The 16,283-nt window shown below is 57.3% G+C and carries 17 protein-coding genes; 4 read left to right on the top strand and 13 right to left on the bottom strand.

Annotation, left to right across the window (positions count from 1 at the left end; translation table 11 throughout):
* Window positions 1–10: 10 nt before the first annotated feature.
* A complete protein-coding gene (locus tag ACN0WX_RS00975; protein ID WP_417620407.1) occupies window positions 11–493 on the bottom strand; it encodes a DUF2141 domain-containing protein in 483 nt (160 codons plus the stop codon).
* A gap of 131 nt (window positions 494–624) precedes the next feature.
* On the opposite strand from ACN0WX_RS00975, the gene lptF reads away from it, so the two are divergent.
* On the top strand, window positions 625–1,830 hold the full coding sequence (lptF, locus tag ACN0WX_RS00980; protein WP_417621181.1) for an LPS export ABC transporter permease LptF: 1,206 nt from the start codon (window positions 625–627) through the stop codon (window positions 1,828–1,830).
* Window positions 1,831–1,836: 6 nt separating this feature from the next.
* Window positions 1,837–2,925 carry an LPS export ABC transporter permease LptG gene (gene lptG, locus ACN0WX_RS00985; RefSeq protein ID WP_417620408.1) on the top strand — a complete coding sequence of 363 codons (1,089 nt, stop codon included), beginning with the start codon at window positions 1,837–1,839 and terminating at the stop codon, window positions 2,923–2,925.
* Between the two features lie 5 nt (window positions 2,926–2,930).
* On the opposite strand, the gene ACN0WX_RS00990 is transcribed toward lptG, so the two are convergent.
* Complete coding sequence (locus ACN0WX_RS00990) at window positions 2,931–4,049, bottom strand: fatty acid desaturase family protein (RefSeq protein ID WP_417620409.1); 1,119 nt, start codon at window positions 4,047–4,049, stop codon at window positions 2,931–2,933.
* Window positions 4,050–4,175: 126 nt separating this feature from the next.
* On the opposite strand from ACN0WX_RS00990, the gene ACN0WX_RS00995 reads away from it, so the two are divergent.
* Entirely contained in the window at window positions 4,176–5,351 is a 1,176-nt protein-coding gene (locus ACN0WX_RS00995) for an N-acetyltransferase (protein WP_417620410.1), read from the top strand.
* Between the two features lie 19 nt (window positions 5,352–5,370).
* Here ACN0WX_RS00995 and xth read toward each other — a convergent pair whose 3' ends face one another.
* From xth to tgt, 7 genes are all read right to left on the bottom strand, one after another.
* A complete protein-coding gene (xth, locus tag ACN0WX_RS01000; RefSeq protein WP_417620411.1) occupies window positions 5,371–6,159 on the bottom strand; it encodes an exodeoxyribonuclease III in 789 nt (262 codons plus the stop codon).
* A complete protein-coding gene (gene erpA / locus ACN0WX_RS01005) occupies window positions 6,160–6,501 on the bottom strand; it encodes an iron-sulfur cluster insertion protein ErpA (protein WP_417621182.1) in 342 nt (113 codons plus the stop codon).
* Between the two features lie 100 nt (window positions 6,502–6,601).
* On the bottom strand, window positions 6,602–7,222 hold the full coding sequence (locus tag ACN0WX_RS01010) for a M23 family metallopeptidase (RefSeq protein ID WP_417620412.1): 621 nt from the start codon (window positions 7,220–7,222) through the stop codon (window positions 6,602–6,604).
* 182 nt (window positions 7,223–7,404) lie between these two features.
* Window positions 7,405–8,202 (bottom strand): ferritin-like domain-containing protein, encoded by a 798-nt coding sequence (locus tag ACN0WX_RS01015; protein ID WP_417620413.1) that lies wholly within the window; start codon window positions 8,200–8,202, stop codon window positions 7,405–7,407.
* A 9-nt stretch (window positions 8,203–8,211) separates the two neighbouring features.
* Window positions 8,212–8,673 (bottom strand): peroxiredoxin, encoded by a 462-nt coding sequence (locus tag ACN0WX_RS01020; protein WP_417620414.1) that lies wholly within the window; start codon window positions 8,671–8,673, stop codon window positions 8,212–8,214.
* Window positions 8,670–11,396 (bottom strand): bifunctional [glutamine synthetase] adenylyltransferase/[glutamine synthetase]-adenylyl-L-tyrosine phosphorylase, encoded by a 2,727-nt coding sequence (locus ACN0WX_RS01025; RefSeq protein ID WP_417620415.1) that lies wholly within the window; start codon window positions 11,394–11,396, stop codon window positions 8,670–8,672. The genes ACN0WX_RS01020 and ACN0WX_RS01025 overlap by 4 nt, the downstream gene beginning before the upstream one ends.
* A complete protein-coding gene (gene tgt / locus ACN0WX_RS01030; protein WP_417620416.1) occupies window positions 11,393–12,520 on the bottom strand; it encodes a tRNA guanosine(34) transglycosylase Tgt in 1,128 nt (375 codons plus the stop codon). The genes ACN0WX_RS01025 and tgt overlap by 4 nt, the downstream gene beginning before the upstream one ends.
* Before the next feature lie 156 nt (window positions 12,521–12,676).
* On the opposite strand from tgt, the gene ACN0WX_RS01035 reads away from it, so the two are divergent.
* A complete protein-coding gene (locus tag ACN0WX_RS01035) occupies window positions 12,677–13,030 on the top strand; it encodes a DUF2282 domain-containing protein (protein ID WP_417620417.1) in 354 nt (117 codons plus the stop codon).
* Between the two features lie 53 nt (window positions 13,031–13,083).
* On the opposite strand, the gene queA is transcribed toward ACN0WX_RS01035, so the two are convergent.
* From queA to ACN0WX_RS01055, 4 genes are all read right to left on the bottom strand, one after another.
* Window positions 13,084–14,115, bottom strand: coding sequence for a tRNA preQ1(34) S-adenosylmethionine ribosyltransferase-isomerase QueA (queA, locus tag ACN0WX_RS01040; RefSeq protein WP_417620418.1), 1,032 nt, complete (start codon window positions 14,113–14,115; stop codon window positions 13,084–13,086).
* 8 nt (window positions 14,116–14,123) lie between these two features.
* The gene (locus ACN0WX_RS01045) at window positions 14,124–14,774 is read right to left on the bottom strand and encodes a peptidylprolyl isomerase (protein WP_417620419.1); all 651 of its coding nucleotides are present in this window, start codon (window positions 14,772–14,774) and stop codon (window positions 14,124–14,126) included.
* Between the two features lie 86 nt (window positions 14,775–14,860).
* Window positions 14,861–15,364: a pantetheine-phosphate adenylyltransferase gene (gene coaD / locus ACN0WX_RS01050; RefSeq protein WP_417620420.1), complete on the bottom strand. Its 504-nt coding sequence runs from the start codon at window positions 15,362–15,364 to the stop codon at window positions 14,861–14,863.
* A gap of 15 nt (window positions 15,365–15,379) precedes the next feature.
* Window positions 15,380–16,246, bottom strand: a complete 867-nt coding sequence (locus ACN0WX_RS01055) for a polyprenyl synthetase family protein (protein ID WP_417621183.1) — start codon at window positions 16,244–16,246, stop codon at window positions 15,380–15,382.
* Window positions 16,247–16,283 lie beyond the last annotated feature (37 nt).

Below are 16,283 nucleotides of genomic sequence, written 5' to 3' on the forward strand. Positions count from 1 at the left end.
GCCCGGTGCATCACATATATTTCATAGTGATGCTGATGGATTTAACCTCATTGCCAATCGCAAATTTGGTTTTCTTGTAACTTGGCTTACCCAGGTTGAAGATATTGATGCTGGGGTTGTTCGACATGCCTCCCCCATCGCTTGTAAGATCGGTTTTGCCATTGCCGTTGAAATCGTGACGAACAGCAATCGCATATTCGCCCGCCTGCTTAACTGGCAGGCAGAATGTCATATTTGTGGCGCTTACCGGTACTTCGATGCGTTTCAGCCATGCGCCCGATTTCAGCCATTCATCCTTGGTACCGTGATAGCTTTGCACGCGTACATTACCCGAGCCGGCTTTTAGACCGCTAACGTTGACAAGCACTGCCGGACCATTGCCCGACCGACAGGGACGAAGGTCATTGGGTATCTTCTTGCCACCTGCAAAAGCCGGGGCAGAAGATAGCAAAATAGTGGTCGATAATGCGAGAGATGCCGCAAATTTCAACATGACGTGGTAACTCCTAGTCGTTATACCCGCGCCAATACTCCGGCACGAACAAGAATCAGCCCCCGATCTGCCCATATCTATGGATTTGATTTGCGGCAGAAACATGGTGAGAGGGCGACAACAAGTTGAAACTGCTGACTTCCACTGACCGCTATTTGGCAAAGTTGATCGCGCTGCCGCTCTTCAGCACATTGGTGATTGCAGCCATGCTGCTAGTGCTCGAAAAAATGCTGCGCCTGTTTGACTTTGTTGCGGCAGAAGGCGGCCCGGTCAGCGTGGTTTGGCGAATGCTGGCCAATCTAATTCCGGAATATCTGTCCCTTGGCATCCCGATCGGCCTGCTGCTCGGCATTTTGCTGGCCTTCCGACGCCTCGCGTTAAGCTCGGAACTTGATGTATTCCGGGCGGTTGGCCAAGGTTACGGGCGTCTGCTCCGGGTGCCGTACATGTTCGCGGTGGCACTGATGCTGGTCAATCTCGCACTGGTCGGCTTCATTCAGCCCTTGTCCCGCTATTATTATGAAGAATTGCGGTTCGAATTGCGCTCGGGCGCACTCGGCGCGTCGATCAAGGTCGGTGAATTCACCAATCTCGGCAACCGGATGACCCTGCGCATCGAGGAAAGCCGGGACAATGGCACTAATTTGAGCGGAATCTTCGTCCGTGCGGAAAACAAGAAGCGGCAGACAGTATCGGTAACGGCCGAAAATGGCCAGTTTCTGGCGACCGACGATCCCGACACAATCATTTTGCGCCTGACCGAGGGTGTGCTTATCCATGATGCTCCCAATTATAAAAAGCCCCGCATATTGAGTTTCAGCAGTCATGACCTGCCGATTGACCTGCCCGACATAGAAACCTTCCGTTCGCGCGGTGGCAAAGATTTGGAATATACCATACCGGAGCTGGTCCGGGTCGGGCATGACGAAACCCGTCCGGCTACCGAACGCAACGAAAGCCGCGCCAATTTCCATTTTCGTATGGTCGAGGTTGTGATGATGCTGCTGATGCCGCTGCTGGCGGTGGCGCTCGCGGTGCCGCCGAAACGCTCCAGTTCCGCCCTTGGCGTATTCCTCTCGATCGTGATGATCGTGACCTATCACAAGGTCAATGAATATGGCGAGGATATCGGGACGTTAGGACTGGTCGACCCGATCATTGCCCTGTGGGTGCCTTTTGGCCTGTTTGCCGCGCTGATCATGTGGATGTATCATGTTGCCGCCCATGTTCCCGGCGGCCAGCCGATTGGTACCCTTGAAAAAGCTTTTTCCAAATTTGGCGGCGTGTTCAAGGGCCTGCTCAATTTTAGTCGCAAACGCCCGTCGATGAAGGAATAGCGAGACATGGATTTCTTCCCTTCCCGCACCCTCGCCATCTATATGGCAAAAATGTTCATTGTCCGCACTCTGGCGGTGCTTGCGCTGCTGGTCCTGGTGCTGCAGGCCCTCGACCTGCTGGGCGAAAGTGGCAAGATTTTGGCCTATCCGGGCAATGGCGAAGCTGAGCTGTGGACCTATGTCTCGTTAAGGGCGCCACAGCTCGTTGCACGTTTCCTGCCCTTTTCAGTGTTGCTCGGCACGATCATAACCCTCGCAACATTGAACCAGAATAGCGAGGTTATCTCGATGAAGGCGGGCGGCCTGTCAGCGCATCAGATACTGGCACCGCTGATTGTTGCCAGCATGGGCGTTGCCTTGATTTCCTTTCTGTTCAACGAGACGCTTGTTGCGCCCTCAACCGCCCGCCTGGCGCAATGGGAGAAAGTCGAATTTGGACCCATCCCGGAAGAAAGTAACATCCGCACCAATGTCTGGGTCAAGGACGGCAACAATCTGATCAATGCACGATCGGTGACCGGGCGCGGCGAGCAGGTCGTCTTGCGGAATGTCACAATCTATAGCCGGACCGAAAATGGCCTGAGAAGCCTGTTACAAGGGGATGAAGGCCGGTTCACCGGATCGGGCTGGCGGCTCACCAATGTCTCCAGATTCGACGTCGGTACTGGCATTGAGGAACAGTCACCGGAGGTGTTGATCGGCGATTCCATTCGGCCAGACCAGTTCACCCTGACCAATGTCAGCGCTGACAGCCTTTCGATTTTTGCCTTGCGCGATGCCATTGCAGAGCTCGAACAGGCCGGTCGCCCGACGACCAGCCTCAAAGCCGGTTGGTGGCACAAAATTTCCGGCCCGATGTCGTCTATTCTGATGCCATTACTCGGCGCGGTCGCCGCTTTCGGTCTCGCCCGATCGGGACAGCTGTTCATCCGCGCCGTAATCGGCATGGCGCTGGGATTTGCCTATTTTGTTGCCGACAATTTCGCGCTCGCGATGGGCAATATCGGCGCCTATCCAGCGCTCTTGGCCGCATGGGCGCCCTTTCTGCTATTTTTCCTTATTGGCGAAACGGTGCTGATCCGAACCGAAGAATAGTCGCCTCAGCTTTTGCCGGCGCTTCCCCGGACCAGTCCCATGATCAAAGCCCACAGACTGTCATGATCCGCCCGGTAAAAATTGGACTCTGCCGGCAATTCTGCCGCGATACGCCGGTGCGCTTCGCCGAGGTTATGATAGGGCACACCCGGCAGCAGATGATGCAACGCATGATAGCGCAGCCCCACAGGTGCCCACAGAGCAGGCAAAGTCGCAGGCGGCGGGACGTTGACACTGTCGAGATATTGCGCCGTTACGCTCATTTCGCGACCGTCATTTTCCCAAAGATGCGCCACCAACGTGCGGATCTGGTTCAGTATGACGCTGCCCGACATGACGCCGAGAAAGATCAGAAATGCACGCATTGGAATAATTTCCGTCGCCACCATGGCAAGCAGTGTAATGGCCCAGATGCTGGCGCCAATTTCACAGGCCAGCCACCGGCGGCGGAGCTCGCCTTCGGGCGGTTTGCGGCGAAACTCGGGATTGATGATCAAACCGGAATAGCGCTCAACCACAAGCCGGCGCAATGGCGGAATAATCGCCGAAAGCGGTGCCAAAATCGCATAGCGGAAAAGCAGCGCGACCGGTGCCAATGCGGCAACAATCACGAATAATGGCACCGACCACGGCTTCATCAACGCCAGCGGCAGATATTCCGGGTCTTCCACGGTACCATATTTTCTGGTCCGATGATGAATACTGTGGATACCTTCGTACATGAAAGAAGGGATCAGCATCGGTACGCCAAACAGGACGTTCCACACGAAATGAAATCCGGGCAATGCGTTGCGACGAACATGGGTCAGTTCATGAATGAAACTGCCCGCCCGGTATAGCGCGAGCACGGCGATCACCCCGAACATGATGCCCACACCGGTGGATTCGCTGAATATCGAACCAGCGAGCGAACCATAGCCAACCCCGACCGATGCCAGAAAATCAATCCAATAAATGGCTGGCTGGGGGGCGTTAAGGTCACGCGTCACCTTCGCCGCCGTACGAATTAGCTCATTATCCTCAGGGACGGGCACAGCGGCCGAATCGCGGCGTGAATCCAACGCACCCATTGGCGCATCATTCGGGGAGATGGTTGTCGAACTCATATATACCTGCTTGGTCATGGGCCAGCCTAAAGCAATATATCGTGGCGAGATCATGGCAAGGGCAAGACCGCAATGATGCCCGCTGCCCTTGACATTGCGCCGTGATTAACGCCACAGCCAGCCGCCAGTATAGAAGGACAGAATATGGTGGCCAGACAAGATATAGTAATACAGCCGGTCACTACCAAGGCCCAGACCAAGCAATTTATCGAAATTGCCTATACGCTCAATGCCGACGACCCCCATTGGGTACCGCCACTGAAGTCCGAAGTTGCCAAACTGATCGCGCCGGAAAAAAACCCCTTTTTCGAACATGCAAGAGTGCAGTTTTTTCTGGCTTTGCGACAAGGGCAGGTGGTCGGGCGGATCAGCGCCCATATTGACGAACTGGCGCTACAGCAGCCCTCTGAACAGGGCATGGGCCCGGGAACCGGTAACTGGGGGCTGATGGAGGCAAAGGATGAAGCGGCGATGCACGCTCTCATCCATGCAGCGGAAGCCTGGCTGGCGAATCAGGGCATGAACCGCGTTCTTGCCCCGCTCAGCATGTCGGTTTGGGAAGAACCGGGCCTGTTGACCAAGGGCCATGACCATAGTCCGATGATCATGATGGGCCATCACAATGCGGATTATCAGGGCTGGATCGAGAATCTCGGCTATCAGGTTGCCAAACGGCTGGTGACCTATGATCTACCGGTAGCGGATGGTTTCCCCGAGCTGGTCAACCGGATTGTCGCATCGGGAGAGCGTAACAAAAGGCTGAAAATCCGCAGGGTCGACAAGAAGCATTTCGACCGCGACGCAGCGATCATCATGAACCTCCTCAACGATGCCTGGTCGGGCAACTGGGGCTTCGTCCCGATGACCGACCATGAAATCGCCCATGCCGGCAAAAGCCTGAAACCGATTGTCCATGAAGATCTGATCCGGATTGCCGAACTGGAAGGAGAGCCGGTTGCGTTCATGATGACGCTTCCCGATATGAACGAGGTGATTCGGACCATGGATGGCTCGTTGCTGCCATTCGGGTGGGCGAAACTGCTCTGGTGGCTGAAATTCCCAAAAGCCCGTTCGATGCGCGTGCCGTTGATGGGTGTAAAAAAGGAACTGCAAAACAGCCGGCTGGCCAGCCAGATGGCCTTCATGATGATCGAATATATCCGCCGCGACGCCAAGCAGAATTTCGGCACCCGGCATGCTGAAATCGGCTGGATATTGGACGACAACCAGGGAATGGTAGCGATTGCCGACGCGATCAACGCGGCAATCAATCGCGAATATCTGGTCTACGAGAAACCGATCGCTACTGCAAAATCCTGATCGCTTACCAATCGCCGAGTCAGATTTCGAGTTCCACCCAGGCCGGTGTATGGTCGCTCGCCTTTTCCCGGCCACGATGCTCCTTGTCCACACCGCAGCTTTTCAAAGCATCTGCCGCTTGTGGACTGAGCAGCAGATGGTCGATGCGAAAGCCCTGGTCGCGCTGCCAGCCGCCGCTGCGATAGTCCCAATAAGTCCAGATCTTGCCGCCCGGATAGGTCACGCCGAGCGCATCGGTCCAGCCATCGTTCAAAATGCGCCGGTAACCCTCGCGACTTTCCGGTTGCATCAGCGCATCATTCTCCATGGCCTTGACCGAGTAGACATCATTGTCGCGCGGGATAACATTATAGTCACCGGCCAGAACCGCAGGCACTTCCTCCGCCCAAATCTCCGAAGCGCGTTCGCGCAGTCGCTTCATCCAGCGCAGCTTGAAATCGAATTTGGGTCCGGGATGGGGGTTCCCGTTGGGCAAATAGATACTCGAGACCCTTATTTTTCTACCATCTGCAGAGCGAATGTCGGCCTCGATATAGCGGCTATGCTCGTCTTCCGGCTCGCCATCCAGCCCGCGCTTGATTTCTTCCGGCACCTGGTCGCGTGCCAATATGGCAACGCCGTTAAAGCTCTTCTGACCGTGCCAGATCGCCCCGTAGCCAATTTCCTCGAACTTCTCCGCAGGAAAGCCTTCGTCCTGCGACTTGATTTCCTGCAGGCAGGCGACGTCTGGTTTGGTTTCTTCGAGCCATTCCAGCAAGCGCGGCAGGCGTGCCTTGATTCCGTTTATGTTGAAACTGGCTATTTTCACTTAGATGGAGAAACTTGAACCGCAACCGCAACCCGAAGCCGCGTTGGGGTTGGTTACCTGAAAAGCACTGCCGCCAAGAGATTCGACGAAATCAACCGCGCTACCGCGGACCAGGTCGAGACTCACCTCATCGACGACCAATGTCACACCGGATTCCTCAACCGTGATATCATCCTCTTCGATGCTGTCGGCCAAGCCAAATTTATATTGGAAACCGGAACAGCCACCACCTTCAACGGCCAGCCGCAATATAGCCAACTTCCCCTGTTTTTCGGCAATGGCCGCAACGCGCTTTGCGGCGTTGGGCGTCAGGATGATGTCCTGCTGTGTGGTTGCGAGCATTTCGGTCATGATCTCAAGATAGGGAGAATCAAAAGGAGCGGCAAGCCTTAAGCTCAAACCGCTCCTTGATGCACCCTCTCCCAAAGGTGTAAAATCTGTCTTATTCGGCTGGACCGCCCAATGCAACGCCGGAATTCAGCTTCTGCGCAATCAGGAAATCATTCGACTGCATGAAAGGAATGGGATTGACGGCTTCCCCGGCAATCCGCACTTCATAGTGCAGGTGGCTGCCGGTGGACCGACCGGTCGAGCCCATGAAGCCGATCAGGTCGCCGCTTTTGACGCGCGCATTCGGATCAACATTCAGTCGGGACATGTGGCCATAACGGGTTTGGATGCCGTTACCGTGATTAATTTCAACATATTTGCCATATCCACCCAGCCATTGCGCGCGACCAACAATGCCATCGGCCGTCGCATAAATAGGGGTCCCGATTGGTCCGGCCATATCAAGGCCTTTGTGGTTGGCGCGGCGTCCCTTGAACGGATCGGAACGAAAACCATAAGAACTGGTCAGTGTGAAATCTTTAACCGGCTTGCGGGAAGGGATGGTCAACTTGACCTCTTCCTTCTTGCCCTGACCGGCCCAATTATTGAAGATCATCTTGAAAGCCGGGTCGGCTTCACCAAGGGCGCTTTCCGCTGCCTGGCTTTTCAGAACGTCAACCGGGATGCTGTCGTCTGCTGCCGCTCCCGCCGATGCGGCGGTGGAGAAAATCATTGCTGATCCTAGAACAGCAACTGCTGTGATCTTACTCACAGATTTACGAAACAAAACGATTATGTTTTCGGTCATAAAATGATCGAACCTTTACTGACGACCCATGAACTCATGGTTTTTTAATTTTCGATGGAACTTCCACCCCGTTTGTGCGTTTACGGGTGTAAATTCATTTGGGTTAACTATTCAATACCAAGATAATATTCTTGGGTTAAACCGGCTGCTTGGCGCGCTGAGTCGTTAAAAGGCGGCTTCAGCCCGCCTTTGAAGTGGGTTTTTACAAGATATTTCCAATGGTCATGCGGGGCCTGGTTGGTGCGGCCGCAGGCATATTCGAACCATTTTGTTCCCACGGATACATGACCAATTTCATCATTGTAGATGCGGTTTAGCACTTTCGCGGTCTGGTTGTCTCCCTGCTCTCGGAAGCGCTCCACTGTCGCCAAGGTAATATCCAAGCCCCGCGCTTCCAGTACCATCGGGACAATCGCCAGGCGAGCCGAGGCATCATGAGCCGTGTCCTTAGCGGCATCCCACAGGCCATCATGAGCAGGAAGCGCACCATAAAAACTGGCCATCGCCCGCAGCCGCCGGTCGAGCAGAACAAAGTGCATCGCCTCTTCTGCACCGACCCGCATCCAGTCGTCGGTAAATTCCCGCGGAAATTGCGCTCCGAACCGACCGATCATGTCAAATGCAAGATCAATGGCAACAAACTCGATATGGGCGAGCGCGTGGATCAGAGCGATTCGCCGCGGCATGGATGTGCCCTTGCCCCGCCGCGGCATATCGCGAGGACGCAGCAGGAGGGGAGAATCGGGCCGTGCCGGCATATCCGGCATGCTGTCGCGAAAATCGTGAGTCAGCCGTCCCAGCCGCCATTCGCGGGCAGCCCGGCGCGCTGCCATAACCTTTGCGGCCGGATCGGCGGTCTGCAGTACATGCAAAACCGCCAGTCCTACATTGGCTTGCTGAGTCATGCGGAGAGTCTAAGCGGCCTGGACCGCCGCCAGAACTTCCTCGGCATGCCCCTTGACCTTCACTTTCGGCCAGGCCTTTAGGACCGTTCCGTCGGGCCCAATCAAAAAGGTCGAACGGATGATGCCCATAAACGTCTTGCCGTACATTTTCTTTTCCGCCCAGACGCCAATTTTCTCGAGAAATGCGGTACTCTCGTCGGAAGCAATATCAACCGTCAGTTCCTGCTTGGTGATGAAATTCTGCTGCCTTTTCGGTGAATCCGCAGACATGCCCAGCACGGCAGCACCGGCTTTTTCAAATTCCGGCAGCAGCGCAGAAAAATCCTTCGATTCCGTCGTACAGCCGGGTGTGCTGGCTTTTGGATAAAAGAACAGCACCAGCTTCTTGCCGGCATAGTCAGAAATTTTCACCGGGCTGCCATCCGGTGCAACCAGTTCCATGTCCGGAATTTTGTCGCCCACATCAATCATCTTATATCTCCTAATATCTCATCGGGGTCCGGCCGCAGGTGCCGATTCCACGCCTCAATAACGCATTGCCTGGCCTTGTCATAGCCGTCGAGAAGAGCCTCCCAATTCGCCTGTCCCGCCGCCTTGGCTATCAGCGCCCGGCTGGTCGGCGGCGGGAAATCACAATCCGGCGACATCAGCCGCAAGGCCACCAGCAATCTGCTCATCAGCTCGTGCGCGACTACCATATCTTCGCCGAGATGACCTGCGGCGACCAGCGCCCGAACCGCCTTGCCCAGTTGCGGCGACAGCGCTTCCCCGGTTTTCAGTTGCAGAAAGTGGACGATAAATTCCCAGTCGACCAGACCGCCTTCCATCATCTTGGTATCGAGCGGCCCCTTGGGCGGCTTGTGCGCGACGATATCAAGTCGCATTTTCCGCACCGCTTTGCGCAGCTCTTCCGGTTCGCGGCGCGTCTGGAGGATATCGCATATTTCCTCCTTCAGCTCCGTCCGGATAATATCGTCACCATATACGGGTCGTGCCCGGGTCAGCGCCATATGCTCCCAGGTCCAGGCGCTTCCCCGCTGATATTTGTAAAAGCTCTCCAGAGATACCGCCAGCGGTCCCTGGGTTCCGGACGGCCTCAGCCTTGTGTCCACTTCGTAAAGCGGGCCAGCCGCGGTCGGCACCGAAAGCGCGGTCACGATCCGGGCGGTCAGCCGGTTGAAATATTGCGTCCCTCCCAAGGATCGCTCGCCATCGGACTCCGCACCATGATCGCCGGTAAAAAGGAAAACAAGGTCGAGGTCCGAGGCATGGGTCAGCGCTTCCCCGCCCAGCCGGCCGAGCGCCAATATCGCCAGCGCGCCGCCGGGAATTTTTCCGTGCGCTTTCTCGAACTCTGCGATGGTCGCGTCGGCGAGCACCTGAATCGCCGCTTCGGCTACCCGCGCATAGCCCGCCGATATTTCCAGCGCATCGTGCCGCCCCTCGATCAGTTGTACACCGAGAGCGAAACGTTTTTCGCCCACCCGCTCGCGCACCCGGTCGAGCAATATCTGATAATCGTCTCCCGGTTCCATGCGAGCAAATTGTTCCGCCAGCTCCACTACGCACGGCGGCAGGTCGAGCGCCGTCGCATCAATCAGCCCGTCGAACAATTCCGCGCGCTGCGCCAGCGCGTCCGCCAGCACCGGCGCATGACTCAGAATTTCGCCGAGCATGGCGAGCAGAGCGGGCCGCGCTTCCAATATCCGGAAGAAATTGATCGCCGTCGGCAATTGTTCAATCAAGCTGTCCAGCCGCGCCAGTGCGTTGGCCGAATTGGGCGCGGTCGCAATCACGTCGACCAGATCGGGCAATATCGCTTCGAAGGATTCATGGGCTGCCGCAGACCGAAGCGCCGTCACCTTGCCGCTCCGCCAGCGCCGGATCGCCTGCATGAAGGCATCGACCTCAATTATTTTCTTCTCCGCCAGCACCGCAGCCAGCTTCTCCTCATCGGTCGGCAGGCAAGCGCTCTCTTCCGGTTCGATCAACTCGTCATAAATTTCGCCAACCGCCTCGACACGCGGCGCGAGCAGGTCAAGCAACTGCCGGCCCTCTGCCAGACCATGCAACCGTGCGACCCGGTCGAGAGCAGCGGCATCATCGGGCAGGCTGTGAGTCTGCTGGTCATTGACCATCTGCAACCGGTGCTCGATGATCCGGTACAGCTCATAAGACTCGCTCAGCACCTGTGCCTTTTCATCGTTAATCCGTCCGGCCTTGGCCAGCACGGCAAGCGCGTCGCGCGTCGCCGGGACGCGCAAGGCCGGATCCCGGCCGCCAAAAATCAGCTGGTGCATCTGCGCATAAAATTCCGCTTCCCGGATTCCTCCGCGCCCGCGTTTCAGATCATAACCCGGTCCGAATGTCTGCCCGGCAGCATAATGATCGCGGATTTGCACAGAGACCGCACCGATATTGCGGATCGCACCGTAATCCAGCGACCGTCGCCAGATAAACGGATTGATCGTTTCGAGGAAATAGTGGCCCAGCCGCTGGTCGCCGGCTGCGGCGCGGGACCGGATATAGGCCGCCTGCTCCCACGCCAGCGCGCTCGATTCATAATAGCCGATGGCCGCTTCGACCGGCAGCGCCACCGGACTGACCTCGGGCGAAGGCCGCAAGCGCATGTCGACCCGGAATACATAGCCGTCGGCATCGCGTGCGTTGAGTGCTTCGACCAGCTGCTGGCCGATCCGCCGCGCGGCATCGCTGGGCTCTTCCTTTCCGCGCACCGGAATCTTGTCCGGATCGTAGAGGAATATCGGATCGATATCCGACGAATAATTGAGTTCGCGACTGCCATGCTTGCCCAGGCCGATAATGGCAAAGCCTTCGTTCTGCGCATCCGGATAGCGGATCGCATATATATCGGCGAGCGCTTCATCCAGCGCCCGGTCGGCAAAATCCGACAAGCGCGTGATGACATCGGTCAGCGACAATTGCCCGGCCAGATCGCCTATCGCCAGCGTCAGTGCCAGAGCGCGTTTTTCCCGGCGCAGCTTCTGTCGGACATTGGTTGCGCCGGATCCCGCTGCCTCGACATATTCCAGCGCTGCCGCCAGATTATCCGCCGCCAGCAAGTCGGTCAGCTCCGGCTGCACCTCCATGGCCAGAGCGAGAAACGGTGCATGGTTCCGGGCGCGAGCAATCGCATCCTGCAGGCTGGTTTGCTCGGGCAGTCCGGGGATCATGAGCGCAGGTAGGTGCTACGGAATTTTTTGGCAAAATCGGCAAAACTACCGGTCGCGATCGCGTCGCGCATCCCCGCCATCAGCGCCTGATAATAAGCAATATTATGTTCGGTCATCAGCATCGCGCCCAATATTTCCTTCGCCCGGATCAGATGATGCAGATAGGCGCGGCTGTAATTGTCACAGACCGAACATGCGCAGCTTTCATCCAGCGGGCTCAAGTCCTCGGCAAATTTGGCATTGCGGATATTGATCGGGCCGGTGGAGGTAAACGCTTGGCCATTACGGCCGGAGCGGCTTGGCAAAACGCAATCGAACATGTCCACGCCGCGTTCGACCGCACCGACCAGATCATCGGGCTTGCCCACACCCATCAGATAGCGCGGTTTGTCGGCGGGCAGCTGCCCCGGCGCATAGTCGAGAACATCGAACATCGCCTCCTGTCCTTCACCAACCGCAAGCCCGCCAATGGCATAGCCGTCAAAGCCGATGTCGATCAGCGCCTCGGCCGATGCCGCGCGCATTTCCTGGTCGAGCGATCCCTGCTGGATCCCGAACAAAGCCGCTTTCGCTGCATGCGCCTCGCCGCTGTCAAAACCGTCGCGAGACCGCTTCGCCCAGCGCATCGAGCGCTCCATCGAGGCCAGCGCTTCCTCGCGCGACGCGCCATTCTTGGTACATTCGTCAAAAGCCATCACAATGTCGCTGCCCAGCAGCCGCTGGATCTCCATCGATCGTTCCGGCGTCAGCATATGGCGCGATCCGTCGAGATGGCTCTGGAATTCCACCCCGTCCTCGCTCATCTTGGTAAGCTCCGACAGGCTCATCACCTGATAGCCGCCGCTGTCGGTCAGGATCGGCCGGTGCCAGTTCATGAACTTGTGCAGCCCGCCCAGCCGTGCCACCCGTTCCGCGCCGGGGCGCAGCATCAGATGATAAGTATTGCCGAGAATGATATCGGCCCCTGTCGCGCGCACCGTCTCCGGCTTCATTGCCTTGACCGTGGCGGCCGTGCCCACCGGCATGAATGCAGGCGTGTGAATATCCCCGCGCTGCATATGGATCGTGCCGGTGCGGGCCTTGCCGTCCGTTGCGGCTATGGAAAAGGTAAAGCGCTCAGCCATTCAACTACTCTGGTTTCTCTTTGCTACAGGATTTTACCCCGCCGCCTTTATGTTTCTCGTTCGCTGGTGTAACCTGTTGGTTCATCCTGTTCGAATAATTCGACGTCTGTGCAGGATGGATGCAGATTTTCAAAGACCTAAATCGGGAGTATTTTTATGAAAAAAGCAACGAAACTTGGTTCCGCGGCATCCGCTTTGATCGCGGCAGCCGCTCTATCCGCCTGTTCGGGGGGCAATAGCGAAGCAACCAGTGAAACAGCTGAAGCAACCGACGCCGAAGTGACAGAAGTCGCGGCGGCGGAAACAGAAAAATGCTACGGTATCGCTCTTGCCGGTGAAAATGACTGCAAGGCCGGCGAAGGTACCAGCTGCGCCGGAACTTCTGTTCTCGATTATCAAGGCAATGCCTGGAAAAATACCGATGTCGGCGAATGCGAAGCCATGGGCGGCTCGCTTACCGAAGTGGCTGATAATGATCCTCCGGTTCCACCGGCTGCAACCGAAGGCTAGGGCTTTCTTGCAATGAAATTCAAATAAGGGCGGTTCGTGAGAGCCGCCCTTTTTCATTTGGGTGGCAGCAACAGGCTGGAATCCCCGTAGCTGTAGAAGCGATAGCCCCCGGCGATCGCATGGGCATAGGCCTTCTGCATCGTCTCCAGCCCCATCAGCGCGCTGACCAGCATGAACAGGGTCGATTTGGGCAAATGAAAATTGGTCATCAGCCCGTCAATCGCTCGAAATTTATAGCCGGGTGTGATGAAAATATCGGTATCACCTTCGAACGGCTGGATGACGCCATCTTCGCCGGTCGCGCTTTCGAGCAGACGCAGGCTGGTGGTTCCAACTGCAATCACCCTGCCGCCGGCCCGCCGCGCGGCATTGAGCCGGTCTGCGGTGTCTGCGTCGATGCGCCCCCATTCGCTGTGCATCTGATGATCGTCGGTTTCATCCACCTTGACCGGCAGAAACGTCCCCGCGCCGACATGCAGAGTCAGTGTTTCGCTGCCTATGCCCGCCTCGGTCAACGCGGCCAGCAGGCCGTCGGTGAAATGCAGTGCTGCGGTCGGAGCGGCCACCGCCCCTTTTTCCCGGGCGAACATCGTCTGGTAATCTTCGGCGTCGCGTTCGTCGATATCCCGCTTGCTCGCGATATAGGGCGGCAGCGGCATCGTGCCAGCGCGTTCGAGTAGCAGCTCGACGGGTTCCTCGCCCAGAAAGCGCAATATGAAACTGCCATCCGCCAGCTTCTCTTCTGCTTCCGCCGATACGTCCTTGCCGAAATCGACAATGTCGCCCAAGCGCAGGCGCTTGGCGTTGCGGATAAAGGCCTGCCAGCGCCGCAGGTCCACCCGTTTATGCAGCGTCGCGCCAATGCTGGCCTCGCCGCGCTTGCCGTGCAGCTGGGCCGGAATGACGCGCGTGTCGTTGAATACCAGTATATCCTTAGGCCCGAGCAGATCAGGCAGATCGCTGACGATATGGTCGGACAGCCGGTCACCGTCGACCTTCAGCAGCTTCGCGCTGTCCCGCGGCGCGGCGGGTCGCAGTGCGATCCGGTCCTGCGGCAGCGCAAAGTCGAAAAGATCAACGCGCACGAGGCGGACTAGGGATTGATCGGCGCGTTCAGATCATCAAGCGTGATCGGCGCTTCAGTTGCAGCCGCACTGGCACCCGGCAATACCGGCGGCTTGCGGTCCGCGGCGACCGATGCCTGCAGAATCCGGCTGGGGTTTTGTGGTGGCTCGCCGCGATGAATGGCGTCGACATATTCCATCCCGGAAGTGACCCGCCCGAAAACCGTATATTTGCCGTCGAGCGAAAAACGGGGATAGAAAACGATGAAAAACTGACTGTTGGCGCTGTCTTCGCTTTCGGCCCGGGCCATCGAAACCACTCCCCGCAAATGCGGAAACTGGCCAAACTCCGCTTTCAGGTCGGGCAGGCTCGAACTGCCGGTGCCGGTGCCGGTGGGATCACCGGTCTGCGCCATGAAGCCTTCGATCACGCGGTGAAAGACGATGCCGTCATAAAAACCCTGTCGCGCGAGTGTCTTGATCCGCTCGACATGATTGGGAGCCATGGCCGGAAACAGCTGGATCGTCACCCGCCCCCCAGTGGACAGGTCCAGATGCAGAATATTCTCCTCGGCGGGGACCGAGGCCGGAGCCGGTGTCTTTTCTTCTGTTTCCTGCGCCTGCGCGGCAACGGAAGCAAAGCACAGGGCGGAGAGGGTCAGTAAAAATTTACGCAGCATGGCATACTCATATAGTGTCGCGGAATGGAGGATAGACTGGTCTTTGAACGATTCTGCCTTTCACTGCAATGAATTGCTGGTGACGGCTATTGATCACCCTTCAGGCCGAGCTTGCGCACCCGCGCGGTAATTTCATCAGCCACCAGCGGGGTAACAAACTTGTGAATCTCGCCGCCGAACATGGCGATTTCCTTGACCAGGCGCGAAGCGATGGGCTGCAGCGAAACATCGGCCATCAGGAACACCGTCTCGATCTCGCCGTTGAGCTGCTGGTTCATCCCTGCCATCTGATATTCATATTCAAAGTCGGCCACGGCGCGCAAGCCACGCACAATCACCTTGGCATTCTGCTTTTCGGCAAATTTCATCAGCAGCGAATTAAACCCGACCACCTCCACGCCGTCGCCCAGATCGGCGGTTTCGCGGCGAACCATTTCCAGCCGCTCTTCATCCGAAAACATCGGCGATTTCGAAGGGTTGGTGGTGACCCCGATCACCAGCTTGTCGACCAGTCGCATGCCGCGCCGGATAATATCCATATGCCCCAAAGTAATGGGATCAAATGTTCCCGGATAAACTCCAATTCTCATGTTCAGCTCCCCCGACTAACGGTCTCTTGCAATGGTATATTCGGCAATCGCGCGCAGTAGATCCGCTTCCGCGCCATAGGCTTTGAGATGCGACTTTGCCTGATCAACCAGCATCTGCGCCTGATCCTTGGCCCGCTCCAGGCCCATCAGGCTGAGAAACGTTTCCTTGCCGGCGTCGGCATCCTTGTGCAGCGCCTTGCCGGCTTTTTCCTCGTCACCCTCGACGTCCAATATGTCATCGGCAATCTGGAACGCGAGCCCCAGATCATGGGCATAGCCGCGCAGGCTGGTGCGACCTTCGCTGTTCACGCGACCCAGAATCGCGCCAATTTCGACACAGGCAGCGATCAGCGCCCCGGTTTTGAGTTGCTGGAGGCGAGTCACGGTGGGAAGGTCAAAGGTCGATTTTTCCGCAACCAGATCCATCATCTGGCCGCCCGCCATGCCCGACGGACCTGCGGCACGGGCGAGACAGGCGGTCATTTCAGCGCGCACGAACGGATCATGATGGGTGCGTTCATCGGCCAGCAGTTCAAATGCAATTGCATGAAGCGCATCACCGGCCAGTACCGCAGCCGCTTCACCAAAGGCCACATGGGTCGTCGGCTTGCCGCGGCGCAGTTCGTCGTCGTCCATGCAGGGCAGATCATCATGGATCAGCGAATAAACGTGCAGTGCCTCGACCGCCGTTGCGGCACGCAGGGCGCAGGAATCATCGACGTTAAACAGTCTTGCCGTCGCCATTACCAGTAATGGCCGCAACCGTTTTCCACCGCCGATCGCAGCGTGGCGCATCGCTTCATATAATTTGCGACGTGCGTCGTCCGGAATCTCCAACAGCATATCAAATTGTCGGTCGACGGCGGTGGCCACCCGCCCCATTTCCCGCGCAAGGTCCGAATTATTATTGGCCGCCACG

Origin of the sequence: Parasphingorhabdus sp., assembly GCF_048269915.1 — a bacterium.
In the GTDB taxonomy this organism is placed as follows: domain Bacteria; phylum Pseudomonadota; class Alphaproteobacteria; order Sphingomonadales; family Sphingomonadaceae; genus Parasphingorhabdus.